Annotated in this window: 8 protein-coding genes; 3 read left to right on the top strand and 5 right to left on the bottom strand. The window is 72.3% G+C overall.

Annotated elements, in window-relative coordinates:
* Positions 1 to 13: 13 nt before the first annotated feature.
* Both AB0305_RS20930 and AB0305_RS20935 read right to left on the bottom strand, forming a co-directional pair.
* A complete protein-coding gene (locus tag AB0305_RS20930) occupies positions 14 to 1,843 on the bottom strand; it encodes an AMP-dependent synthetase/ligase (protein ID WP_364136868.1) in 1,830 nt (609 codons plus the stop codon).
* Positions 1,844 to 1,905: 62 nt separating this feature from the next.
* Positions 1,906 to 3,672, bottom strand: coding sequence for a phospholipid carrier-dependent glycosyltransferase (locus AB0305_RS20935; protein WP_364136870.1), 1,767 nt, complete (start codon positions 3,670 to 3,672; stop codon positions 1,906 to 1,908).
* 59 nt (positions 3,673 to 3,731) lie between these two features.
* Between AB0305_RS20935 and rsmI the strand changes: the two genes are divergently transcribed.
* A complete protein-coding gene (rsmI, locus tag AB0305_RS20940; protein WP_364136872.1) occupies positions 3,732 to 4,631 on the top strand; it encodes a 16S rRNA (cytidine(1402)-2'-O)-methyltransferase in 900 nt (299 codons plus the stop codon).
* 233 nt (positions 4,632 to 4,864) lie between these two features.
* Positions 4,865 to 6,364 carry an NAD-dependent succinate-semialdehyde dehydrogenase gene (locus AB0305_RS20945; protein WP_364136874.1) on the top strand — a complete coding sequence of 500 codons (1,500 nt, stop codon included), beginning with the start codon at positions 4,865 to 4,867 and terminating at the stop codon, positions 6,362 to 6,364.
* Here AB0305_RS20945 and AB0305_RS20950 read toward each other — a convergent pair.
* The 3 genes from AB0305_RS20950 to AB0305_RS20960 are packed head-to-tail and all read right to left on the bottom strand — an operon-like array spanning position 6,361 to position 11,426.
* On the bottom strand, positions 6,361 to 8,961 hold the full coding sequence (locus tag AB0305_RS20950) for a DUF3488 and transglutaminase-like domain-containing protein (protein WP_364136876.1): 2,601 nt from the start codon (positions 8,959 to 8,961) through the stop codon (positions 6,361 to 6,363). The two genes, AB0305_RS20945 and AB0305_RS20950, sit on opposite strands and share 4 nt — an antisense overlap.
* Positions 8,958 to 10,334, bottom strand: coding sequence for a DUF58 domain-containing protein (locus tag AB0305_RS20955; protein ID WP_364136878.1), 1,377 nt, complete (start codon positions 10,332 to 10,334; stop codon positions 8,958 to 8,960). Before AB0305_RS20955 ends, AB0305_RS20950 begins: the two co-directional genes overlap by 4 nt.
* 12 nt (positions 10,335 to 10,346) lie before the next feature.
* Positions 10,347 to 11,426: a MoxR family ATPase gene (locus AB0305_RS20960; protein WP_364136880.1), complete on the bottom strand. Its 1,080-nt coding sequence runs from the start codon at positions 11,424 to 11,426 to the stop codon at positions 10,347 to 10,349.
* A gap of 162 nt (positions 11,427 to 11,588) precedes the next feature.
* Between AB0305_RS20960 and AB0305_RS20965 the strand changes: the two genes are divergently transcribed.
* Positions 11,589 to 12,128, top strand: a 540-nt coding sequence (locus AB0305_RS20965; RefSeq protein WP_366173911.1) for a TatD family hydrolase, incomplete at its 3' end; no start/stop codon positions are given.

Consider the following 12,128-nt stretch of genomic DNA (forward strand, 5'->3'; position numbering starts at 1 on the left):
CCCCGCCGCACGCTCAGCCGTAGATGCGGTTGATGTGCTCCTCGTAGTCCCGGACGACGGCGGCGCGCTTCAGTTTCAGTGACGGGGTCAGGTGCCCCGACTCGACCGTGAAGTCGGCGTCCAGGACCACGAAACTGCGGATCGACTCGGCCTTGGAGACCAGCCGGTTCGCGTCGTCGACGGCGGCCTGCAGGGCCTCCCTGACTAGTTCGGAGGAGGCCGCCTCGGCGGCACCCATCACGGGGATGCGCTGCGCTGCGCACCAATTCTCCAGGCCCTCGGGGTCCAGGTTGATCAGCGCGGACACGAACGGCCGCCCGTCGCCCACCACTACGGCCTGGGCCACCAGCTGGTGCTCGCGGATCTTTTCCTCCATCGGCCCGGGTGCCACGTTCTTGCCGCCGGCGGTGACCAGCAGGTCCTTCTTGCGGCCGGTGATGGTCAGGAAGCCGTCCTCGTCCAGGGCGCCGAGGTCGCCGGTGCGGAAGAACCCGTCGGTGAAGGCCTCGGCGTTGGCCGTCTCGTTCGCGTGGTAGCCCTTGAAGACGCCGATGCCCTTGACCAGGATCTCGCCGTCGTCGGCGATCCGGATGGTGGTGCCGGGGATCGGGATGCCCACGGTTCCCACCTTGGTCAGGGACGGGGTGTTGGCCGTGCAGGGGGCGGTCGTCTCGGTCAGTCCGTAGCCCTCCAGCACCGGGATCCCGGCGCCGCGGAAGAAGTGCGCGTCGTTGGCGCTCAGCGGGCTGGCGCCGGAGACGGTGTAGCCCAGCTGGCCGCCGAACGCCTGCCGCAGCCGCGGGTAGAACACCTTGTCGAAGAGCCCGTGCCGGGCGCGCAGCAGCAGGCCGGGTCCCCGGCCCTCGCCGCGGGACTCGGCGTCGAGCGCCCGGGAGTACTCGACGGCGGTGGCTGCGGCAGCGTCGAACAGTTTGCCCTTGCCCCCCTCGGCGGCCTTGTGCGAGGCGCCGGCGTAGACCTTTTCGAAGATCCGCGGCACCACCAGCAGGAAGGTGGGCCTGAAGGTGCCCAGGTCCTCGAGGAGCTCCTTGGCGCTGCCGGTGTGGCCCAGGGTGGTGCCGGCGGCCAGGCAGACAACCTGCACGGCGCGGGCCAGCACGTGCGCTAACGGCAGGAACATCAGCGTCCGGTTGGAGGGGGTCAGCAGGATCTCGGGCAGGAACAGGACGATGTTCTTGGCCACCAGCGCGAAGTTGCCGTGCGTGATCTCGCAGCCCTTCGGCCGGCCCGTGGTGCCGGAGGTGTAGACCAGGGAGGCGACGTCGTCCAGGCCGGCCGCGGACCGCTGCCGTTCCAGCTCGGCGTCGGTGACGCCGGTGCCGGCGGCGGCCAGGCTTGCCAGGTTGGGGGCCGCGCCGTCGAAGTCCATCCGGACCACGCCGAGGACGCGTTCGGCGAGCAGGGCGGAGGAGTCCAGGACGCCCTGGACCAGGTCCGCCTTGGCCTGGTCCTCGACGAAGACGCGGCGGGCGCCGGAATCGTGCAAAATCCATTCGACCTGGCTGGCGGAGGACGTTTCGTAGATCGGAACGGTCACGCCGCCGGCGAACCAGATGGCGAAGTCCACCACGGTCCATTCGTAGCGGGTGGCGGACATGACGGCCACGGTGTCGCCCGGGACGATGCCGCCGGCGATCAGGCCCTTGGCCAGGGACCGGGCCTGCTCCACGAACTGCCGGGCCGGCACGTCCGTCCAGCCGTTGGGACCCTTGCGGGCGTACAGGGCGCGGACCGGGTCCTCGGCGTACTGCTCCAGCAGCAGGTCCGTGACATTACTGTCCGGATCCAGCTCCACAAGCAGTCCGGTGCTGGCTTCTCTCACGTCGCGTCTCTCCCGTTCCGGGTCGGCCGGCCGGTGACCGGGTGTCCGCTAGTAATCCTGCCCTAGATCCAGGACGGCATCCACATCCGGGCCCGCCAGTCCTGGTAGGAAATCACTTCGGCCGTCCAGACCGGATAAAAGAACGCGGAGAGCAGCACCGCACCGACGACAAAGACGGCCACCACCAGCAGACCGGAGCGCCGCCGCCACAGCGGGTCCGTCCGGCGGCCCAGCACCAGCCCCAGGCAGTAAACCAGGGCGAGAACCAGGAAGGGCTCGAAGGAAACCGCGTAGAAGAAGAAGGTGGTCCGCTCCGGGTACATGAACCAGGGAAGGTAGCCGGCGCCGACGCCGGCCAGCACCGCCCCGGCCCGCCAGTCGCGGCGGCCGATCCACCAGAACAGCAGCACGCCGAGGGCGACGGCGGCGCTCCACCAGATCAGCGGGTTGCCCACCGAGAGGATGGCCGAGGTGCAGCTGGGCAGCTCGCAGCCGCCGGTGCCTTGCTTGGGGGACTCGTAGAAGAACGACGTCGGCCGGCCCATCACCAGCCAGCTCCAGGCGCTGGCCTTGTACGGGTGGTCAGCGCTGAGTCCCTGATGGAACTTGTACGCCTCCAGGTGGTAGTGCGCCAGGGACCGCAGCGCGTTGGGGATCCAGCCCCATTGGGCGGACGGGTTGGCCTCGGCCCAGTGCCGGAAGTAGGCGTTGCTTGACTGGAACCAGCCGGTCCAGGTGGCCAGGTAGACCAGCCCGGCGACCGGGACGATGCTCAGGAACGCGGGCAGGCCGTCCTTGAGGATGCCGCCGGCGATCCAGCCGTGCACGCCGGCGATCCGGCGCGCACTCAGGTCCCAGAACACGGTGAGGAGGCCGAAGCCGGCCAGGAAGAATAGCGCGGACCACTTCGTGCCCACGGCCAGGCCGAGGCAGACCCCCGCGGCGAGCCGCCACCAGCGCACCCCGAGCCAGGGGCCGGCGGCCAGCTGCAGCCGCGTGGGGACACCAGCCTGCAGGGTGGATGCGGGGGAGGCGGAGGCCTGCGCGGCGAGGCGTGCCGCGAGCCGGCGCCGGCCGTCGTCGCGGTCCATCAGCAGCGCGCCGAACGCCGCCAGGATCCAGAACATCAGGAAGATATCCAGCAGCGAGCTCCGGGACATCACCAGGTGGTGGCCGTCCACCGCCAGCAGCAGTCCCGCTACCGCGCCCAGGGTCAGGGAGCGGAAGAGCTTCTGGGCGATCAGGGCGAGCAGCAGGATGGAGAGGGTGCCGGTCAGGGCCGCGCCGAAGCGCCAGCCGAAGGAACTCTCCGGCCCGAACAGCCACATGCCGGCGGCGATCATCCACTTGCCCACCGGCGGGTGCACGACGTATTCCGGGCTGTCCAGCAGGATGCCCGGGTTGCCGGCGATGAAGGAATCGTTGGCCTTGTCCGGCCATGCCCGCTCGTACCCGCTGACCAGGTAGGAGTAGGCGTCCTTGACGTAATAGGTCTCGTCGAAGACCAGGTTGTGCGGGGTGTCCAGCCGGACGAAGCGCAGGATTCCGCCCAGCACCGCGGTGAGGGTGGGGATCAGCCAGTACCAGAGACGCAAAGACGGCGGGTAGTCCCGCCAGCTGCCGAGGTCCCCGATCAGCCGCCGCGTGAGGGCGGGGAGGGTGTACGCCTCCTTCGGCCGGGCAATCCAGCGGTGCCCCTCGAGGTTCCGGCCGCCGCCGGCGGCACCGGCCGAACGTCGGCGGGATGCGGCGGGCTGCTGCGTGCTTGCGTCGGCGGGGGTCGGCGCGGCCCCGGCTGACCGCATGGGGGTCTGCGTCACGAAGCCCATGCTACCGGCGGCAGCCGGCCGGGTCGGTCCCGCGCGCCGGGCGGCAGTAGGCTGGTGCTGTGGAATCCGAGCCGAGCAGCCCCCAGTCCGACGCCCCCGCAGGCACGTCCCCCGGGAGCTCTTCCGGCAAAGGCCAAGTGGTCCTCGCGGCCACCCCGATCGGCAACGTCGGCGATGCCTCCGCGCGGTTGATCGGGCTCCTGGAGACCGCGGACATCGTCGCGGCCGAGGACACCCGCCGCCTGCACCGCCTGGTCCAGGGCCTCGGCATCACGGTGGCCGGACGGGTGATTAGCTACCACGAACACAACGAGGTGGCCAAGACCGGCGAACTCCTGGACCAGGTCCGGTCCGGCAAGACCCTGGTGATGGTGACCGACGCCGGCATGCCCTCGGTCTCGGACCCGGGCTTCCGCCTGGTCGAGGCGGCCGTGGCGGACGGCATCACCGTCACCGCGGCTCCCGGCCCCTCCGCCGTGCTGACCGCCCTGGCCCTCTCCGGCCTGCCCACCGACCGCTTCTGCTTCGAGGGCTTCCTGCCGCGGAAGGCGGGGGAGCGGGCGAGCCGGCTCGCCGAGCTCGACGACGAGTCCCGCACCATGGTGTTCTTCGAGGCCCCGCACCGGCTGGAGCCGATGCTGCGGGGCCTGCACGAACGCTTCGGCGCCGGCCGCCGGGCCGCCGTCTGCCGCGAACTGACCAAGACCTACGAGGAGGTCATCCGCGGAGACCTGCGCGAGCTGCTGCGCTGGGCCGAGACCTCCGAGATCCGCGGGGAGATCGCCGTCGTCGTCGCCGGGGCCCCCAAGCGCGAGCCGGGGAAGCCGGAAGACCATGTGGCGGACGTCAACGCCCTGGTCGCCCAGGGCATGCGGCTCAAGGAGGCCGTGGCCGCGGTCGCGGAGGACACCCGGGTCAGCAAACGCGAACTCTACGCCGCCGTCCTGGCCGCCCGCTGAGGCCCCAGCGGCGGCCCGCCGCACCTTGTGCAGCTGCACAGCGGCCTGCCCGGTTCCTAGTGCGCAGAAGCGTAGACACCCCCGAGAAACCGGCAGTACCGTGGGCAGTAGTTCGGCCCGGCCGCACCCGCTGCTGGGCCCGCCCCACCGGCCTGACGGAGCCACCAGTGCGACGCCAGTCCCCCGGGCCCGCCATTCGACCTTTTCCATCCAATGCCGACGAGGGAGTCATTGTGACTGTAACTGCCCAGCCCACCGTTACCGCCGAGCGGGAGGCCGCGCTGCTGGCCTCCGTGCCCACCGGCCTGCTGATTGACGGGCAGTGGCGTCCCGCCGCGTCCGGCAAGACCTTTGACGTCGAGGACCCCGCCACCGGCAAGGTGCTGCTGAGCCTGGCCGACGCTGGCCCCGAGGACGGCGCCGCCGCCCTGGACGCCGCCGCCGCGGCGCAGGAGTCCTGGGCCAAGGTCCCGCCGCGCGAGCGTGGCGAGATTCTCCGCCGGGCCTTCGACATGGTCACGGAGCGGGCCGAGGACTTCGCCCTGCTGATGACCCTGGAAATGGGCAAGCCGCTGGCCGAGGCCCGAGGCGAGGTCACCTACGGCTCCGAGTTCCTGCGCTGGTTCTCCGAGGAGGCCGTCCGCGCCTTCGGCCGCTACTCGGTGTCCCCGGACGGCAAGTCCCGCCTGCTCGTGGCGAAGAAGCCGGTGGGCCCCTGCCTGCTGATCACCCCGTGGAACTTCCCGCTGGCAATGGCCACCCGCAAGATCGCCCCCGCCGTCGCCGCCGGCTGCACCATGGTGCTGAAGTCTGCGAACCTGACCCCGCTGACCTCGCAGCTGTTCGCCGCCGTCATGATGGAGGCCGGCCTTCCCGCCGGCGTCCTGAACGTCATCCCCACGTCCACCGCTGGCGCCACCACCGGCCCGCTGATCAAGGACTCCCGGCTCCGGAAGCTCTCCTTCACCGGCTCCACCGAGGTGGGCCGCCGGCTCCTGGCCGACGCCTCCGAGAACGTGCTCCGGACCTCCATGGAGCTCGGCGGCAACGCCCCGTTCCTGGTCTTCGAGGATGCCGACATCGACGCGGCCGTCACCGGCGCCATGCTCGCCAAGCTGCGGAACATGGGTGAGGCCTGCACCGCGGCCAACCGCTTCATCGTGCATGAGTCTGTCGCCGACGAGTTCGCCGAGAAGTTCGCCGCCAAGATGAAGGAAATGACCCCGGCCCGCGGCACCGAGCCGGAGTCCAAGGTGGGCCCGCTGATCGACGCGAAGAGCCGCGACAAGGTCCACGACCTGGTTGCCGACGCCGTCGCCGCCGGCGCCGAGACCGTCATCGGCGGCGCCGCCGTCGAGGGCCCGGGCTACTTCTACCAGCCCACCATCCTCAAGGGCGTCACCGAGGGCACCCGCATCCTGAACGAGGAGATCTTCGGACCGGTCGCCCCGATCATCACCTTCGATACCGAGGACGAGGCCGTCCGGCTCGCCAACAACACCGAGTACGGCCTGGTGGCCTACGTCTTCACCAAGGACCTCAACCGGGGCATCCGGATGGGCGAACGCCTCGAGACCGGCATGCTCGGCCTGAACGCCGGCGTCGTCTCCAACGCCTCCGCCCCGTTCGGTGGCGTGAAGCAGTCCGGCCTGGGCCGCGAGGGCGGCCTCGAGGGCATCGAGGAGTACCTCTACACCCAGTACATCGGCATCGCCGATCCCTACGCCGGCTAGTTCCGGCGAAGCCTGCGGACGGCGCCGCGGAACCTTGAACGGGTCTCCGCGGCGCCGTTCGGCGTTTGCGGGGTGGCCCGGTTGTCCGGGGCAGGCCGCGGCACGCGGCGCAGCGGCCGGGTGACGGGACGGGCCAGGTCGTTGCGCCAGCGGGTGAACAGCGACGGCGGCAGCCACCCGGCGCGCAGCCGGGCCGCCCAGCGGGCATTGGCCTGCAGGCTGCCGCGGATCAGGGCGATCCGCTCCGCCGTCTCACTCCCGGAAGCACTTCCGGACCCACCCCCTGCCGCACCCGGTGACTGGCCCTCGACCCCCGGGCGGCCGTAGCGTTGCCGTTCGCGTTCCGCGGTCAGGATCTCCACCGCGTCCCGGGCCGGTGCGTCCACCCCGTCCGGGACTCCCAGCAGGGGAGAGCCCAGCAGCCGGGCGGCGAACAGCCGGGGCGAGTCGCTGCCGCGCGGCGGCAGGCCGTAGTCCGCGGCGAGGTCGCGCAGTTCCGCCCAGGCAGGTCCCGCGGCGGCCGCCGGATCCTCGGCCGCGGCCCGCAGCCGCCGCCGCCGCAACCCGGCACGGGCCAGGGCGGGCGTGGCCAGCAGCAGCGCCGCCAGCAGCACGCCCCCGGCGCCGTAGAGCAGCGGCCAGGGGATCTCCGGGCCCGTGGCGGTTCCGCCGGCCGCGGCGGGGGCCGGCACCGGGAGGGGCGCCGCCGACGTCGTGGGCTTCGGATCGGCCGAGGGCACCAGCCCGTCGTTGTTCTCGTTGGTGCTCGCCCCGCTCGGCGCCGCCGCCTCGGTCGCATAGCCCGGGACGACGCCGCGGGAGGGCGTGGGCTCGAACGCCACCCAGCCCAGGCCCTGGAAATACAGCTCGGGCCAGGCATGGGCATCACGGGCGTCCACCTCGTACTCCGGCAGCGCCCCCAGCCCGCCGAGCGACACCGTCGAACCGGTGGGCCGGCCCGGGGCGTAGCCGACGGCGATCCGGCTGGGGATCCCCTCCAGCCGGGCCATCACGGCCATCGCCGAGGAGAAGTGGATGCAGTAGCCGCTCTTCTGGGCCAGGAAGTCGGCCAGCACGGAGAGCCCGTTGCCGTCATACCCGTTCTGGACCGGCGCCTGCAGCGAGTAGGTGAACGCGGGGGAGCGCAGGTAGGCCTGGATGGCCATCGCCTTGGCGTATTCGGTGCCGGCCCCGGCGGTGACCGTGTCCGCCGTCTGCCGCACGATCGCCGGGACGTTGCCCGGAACCCGGGTGAAGAGGTCCGGCAGGCCGCGGGGCTGCTCCGTGGCCCGGTCCAGGACGGCCGGGGTCAGCTTCGGCGCCACCGACGCCACGACGTACTGCTGGTCGCGGGAGTTCACGTCGATGCCCTTGATGCTAAGCGTCGCCGGATCCCAGTTCCACCGGCCGGTGAGGCCGCTGACAGACGCCGGGGCGTACGGGACCGGCAGGTAGGGGCTGGTGAACTGCCCGGTGTTGACCGCGGTGACGGTCCGGACCTGCTCGTCGGCGGTGACGTCGGTCCCCGGATCGATCGCACCGGTGCCGGGCCGGCGGGTGGCATCCCGGTCATCCGGGGACCAGGAGTCGCCGTCGAAACTGTCCACGGTGACCGAGCGGAGATAGGGCGCGGACCCGGCGTTGCTGGCATAGGTGATCCGGCCGACGCCGGAGGGGCTCCGGAGGCTGTTGCCCAGGCTGATCATCGGGTTCAGGCCGGTGGCGCCGCCCCACGGGGTGAGCCGGGAGCCCTGCGGGAAGGCGCCCTGGTCGAAGCCCGGCACCACCGCCTGCACCAGCAGGGTCAGGGCCAGCGCCATCGCCCCCAGGACACCCGCGCGGCGAAGCTGCCCGGGGGTCCGCGCGGTGTCCCCGCGCAGGCCCGTGCCGGGATGGAACCAGTGGCTGCAGGCCAGGATCATCAGGTAGCCGGCGGCCGCGGCGGTGAACGCCGGCCAGCCCACGCTCTGCGGTTTGACCAGGGCGGGGACCACCAGGACCGCCAGGATGCCCAGCCCGCTGGTGGCCGGCAGGGCCAGCGGGCCGCAGAGGGTATCCACCAGTACCACCAGCAGCCCCAGCACCCCGCAGATCAGCAGCACGATGCCCGCGTTCGGCGCCACGGGGGTGCTCTCGCCCAGGATCGTCTCGTTGGCGCGGCGCAGGTAGGCCTGCAGCTGTCCCAGCGTCTCGGCCGAGGGGATGAACCCGGCGATGCTGGACGGTCGGAAGAACGTACTGGTCAGCACCGCCGCCAGGGACAGGAACCCGCCCAGGCTGACCACCACCCCCGGCAGGCGGAGCGACCGCAGGGCGGCGGTGGCAAGGGCGACGGTGAAGACGGTGGTCAGCACGGGCGGGTACCAGGCCCAGCCGCGCAGTACCCCGTTCATGCCCAGGGCGGCCCCGGCCAGTGCCACGGCGACGGAGAGGGCCATCGCCCACGGTTCCAGGCCGGCGCCGCGGATGCGGCCGGCCGGGCCGCCCGGGGTGCCGCCTTTTTCGCCACGACCGGCACCGTCGCGGCCGGCGTCGGGACCGTGTCCGGCGGAGCCGGTCCCCCCGCCGCCCCGGGCCGGGGTATCCGTCAGCGTCATCGCCGGGCCCCCGCACCGCGGCGGGCGTCGGCGGCCGTCGCCTCGGGGGCGGCGCCGACGTCGTCGAACGCGGACCACGCCGCGGCCAGGGCGGTGGCGGGGGAGACCGCCACCGCCCGCCAGCCGCCGCGGCGCAGCACCGCCATTATTTCCTCCGTCTCCGCCCCGCGCCCGGCGGCCACAAGGGCGAAGGCGTTGGCGCCGAACGCGGCCGCCGGGGCCAGGTCCCGGGCTTCGGCCGGGGTGAGCCGGCCAAGGATCGCCAGGACGGGACCGCGCAGGCGGTGGGCGGAGAGCTTGTCCAGCAGCCGGTCATCGAAGGGCCGGGTCCCGGCGTCCCCGCCGGGATGCCGGGGGCCGGTGAGCCCGATCGCGGCCAGGCTCTCGGCGATGGACTGCAGCCCGGCCGCGCCCAGGAACTCCTCGGTGTGCGGTTCCGGGGCGGAGGGGGAGTGGAGGAAGGCGGGCTCGCCGGAGGGGTCGAGGCAGCGCAACGCGTAGCTGCGCTCGCCGAGGTGGGCGCAGACGGACATCGCGGCCGTCACGGCCCACTCGAACGAGTCGCTGCTCACCGGCTCCAGCCCGTCCGAGGGGCCGGCGTACCCGGTGCCTTGGGAGTGGGCCAGATAGCGGTGGTCCAGGATCACGGTCGCCTCCGGGGTGGTGACCGACTCCTCCTGGCGGACCATCAGCTCCCCGTGCCGGGCCGTGGCGGCCCAGTGCACCCGGCGCATCGGGTCGCCGTGCCGGTACTCGCGGGTCATGACGTCGTCGTCGCTGGGGTTGGCCCGGCTCCGGGTGGCGGTGACGCCGTCGTGGCCGCGTGCGCCGGCGAGCGAGGTGGGCGGCAGATAGACCGGGGCGGGCGTGACCGTAAGGACGTCCCCGGCGTCGATCGCGTGCCGGTGGACCGAGAGCCCGAACGGGTCGCTGAATTCGGCGGTGACCGGGCCGATCACGAACTGCCCGCGCGTGGCGCTGCGCAGCTGGTATTCGTAGCGGCTGCTGCCTGCCGTGGCGGTGCGGGCCGGAAAGCGGAACACCGGGGACTGGCCGAACCGGGGTGGGAGCTGCTCCTCCATCAGGGCGTGCCCGGTGCCCGGTCCGGTGCGGGCCACCGCCAGCCGGACCGTGACGGCGGCGGAGGTCTGGACCGGGGACGGGTCGAACTCCCGGTAAACGCTAAACCGCGGCTTCAGCACCCGGGTGCCGGCCAGGGAAAGCAGCGGCAGGATCAGCAGCAGCAGGGCCAGGGAGAGCAGGTCCCGCCGGCCGAGCACCTGGGCGGCCAGCAGGCAGAGCAACCCGGCGGCCAGCAGCCCCCAGCCGCGCGTGCTGAAGATCTGCTTCGGGATCCGGTCCCATACCCCCATGGCGGCCGGGTCCTAGCGGCGCCGGCCCGCGGGCGGACCGGCGGCCCCGTCGCCCACCGGAACCTTGGCCAGGATGGAGCGGATGACCGACTGCGGAGTCTCGCCGGTGCCGGCGGCCTTTCGGTCCAGGATGATGCGGTGCGCCAGCACCGGCTCGGCGACGGCGACGACGTCGTCGGGCAGGACGAATTCCCGGCCCTCCAGCGCCGCGGTGGCCTTCGCCGCGCGCAGCAGCTGCAGCATGGACCGGGGGCTTGCGCCGAGCCGCAGCAGCGGGCTCTCCCGCGTGGCGCGGCCGAGCGCCACCGTATACTCCTTGACCGCGCGGGAGACGTAGACCTGCTGGACCGTGGCGATCATCGCGGCCACCTGCGCGGCGGTGACGACGGCGGACACGGTGGCCAACGGCGACGCGGACTGGTGCGTCTCCAGCATCTCCAGCTCCGCCTCCCGGTCCGGGTAGCCCATCGAGATCCTGGCCATGAAACGGTCCCGCTGCGCCTCCGGCAGCGGATAGGTGCCCTCCATCTCGATGGGGTTCTGCGTGGCCACCACCATGAACGGCTCGTCCAGCCGGTAGGAGGTCCCGTCGACGGTGACCTGGTGCTCTTCCATGCACTCGAGCAGGGCGGATTGGGTCTTCGCGGAGGCCCGGTTGATTTCGTCGCCAATCACGATGTTGGCGAAGACCGCGCCGGGACGGAACTCGAACATCCGCGTCGCCTGGTTGTACACGGACACGCCGGTCACGTCCGAGGGCAGCAGGTCCGGGGTGAACTGGATCCGGCTGACAGTGCAGTCGATGGTGCGCGCCAGGGTCTTGGCCAGCATGGTCTTCCCGACGCCGGGCACGTCTTCCAGGAGCAGGTGGCCCTGGGCCAGGAGCACCGTCAGGGCCAGCTTCGCCGCCTCGGCCTTGCCGTCGATGACCGTGTTGATGCCGGCCAGGATCCGGTCGCAGGCCCGGCTGAACTCCGCCGGATCCATCGGCTCCTGCCCGGTGCGGGCGGCGGGGACATGGGCGGCCTGCGGCGGCGCGGCCATGGCCTCGTCAACGGTCTCATCAAAGGTGGTGCGGCGGTGGAAATCCATCGGCAGCCTTTCAGCCCTGGGGCGGCCGGAAATCCGCGGCAGGCAGATGCTGCCGGGCACCACGGTGGGCCGCCTGTGTGATATCAGCGTACTCACACAACTCTCAGCGCAGACAGAGAGTTCCGGTAATTCTCCGATCCGGGCCGCCGCTAGGCTGGAAGCATGTCCTCCTCCTCCCAGGCCCCGGCCCCGTTCCGCGCGATCAGTGACGAGGGCACCGGTACCTCCGGTCGCAAGGCCTACCCGCCGGCACCGGAGCCGCTGCCGGTCCCGGTCATGGACAACCACACCCACCTGGACTTCCCGGACGCCGGGGCGTCCGCGGACGGGCCCGCCGTCGGCATCAAGGACGCCCTCGACGCCGCCGCCGCCGTCGGCGTGCAGGGCGCCATCCAGGTCGGCTGCGACCTGGAGTCCTCCCGCTTCACCGTCGAAGCGGTCGACCTCGACGCGCGGCTGCTTGGCGCCGTCGCCCTGCACCCGAACGACGCACCCCACTACGCCGCCCGCGGCGAGCTGGAGGAGGCGCTGGCCGAGATCGAGGCGCTCGCCGCCCACCCCCGGGTCCGGGCCATCGGGGAGACCGGCCTGGACTTCTTCCGCACCGAGGGGGAGGGTCTGGCCCACCAGCGCTACTCGTTCCGCCGCCACATCGACATCGCCAAGCGGCTGGGCCTGACCCTGCAGATCCACGACCGGGAC

Source organism: Arthrobacter sp. NPDC080086, from assembly GCF_040702285.1.

Coding starts and splice junctions, on each gene's coding strand:
- AB0305_RS20935 (WP_364136870.1), bottom strand. CDS start 3,672: ATGGGCTTCGTGACGCAGACCCCCATGCGGTCAGCCGGGGCCGCGCCG.
- AB0305_RS20950 (WP_364136876.1), bottom strand. CDS start 8,961: ATGACGCTGACGGATACCCCGGCCCGGGGCGGCGGGGGGACCGGCTCC.
- AB0305_RS20955 (WP_364136878.1), bottom strand. CDS start 10,334: ATGGGGGTATGGGACCGGATCCCGAAGCAGATCTTCAGCACGCGCGGC.
- AB0305_RS20960 (WP_364136880.1), bottom strand. CDS start 11,426: ATGGATTTCCACCGCCGCACCACCTTTGATGAGACCGTTGACGAGGCC.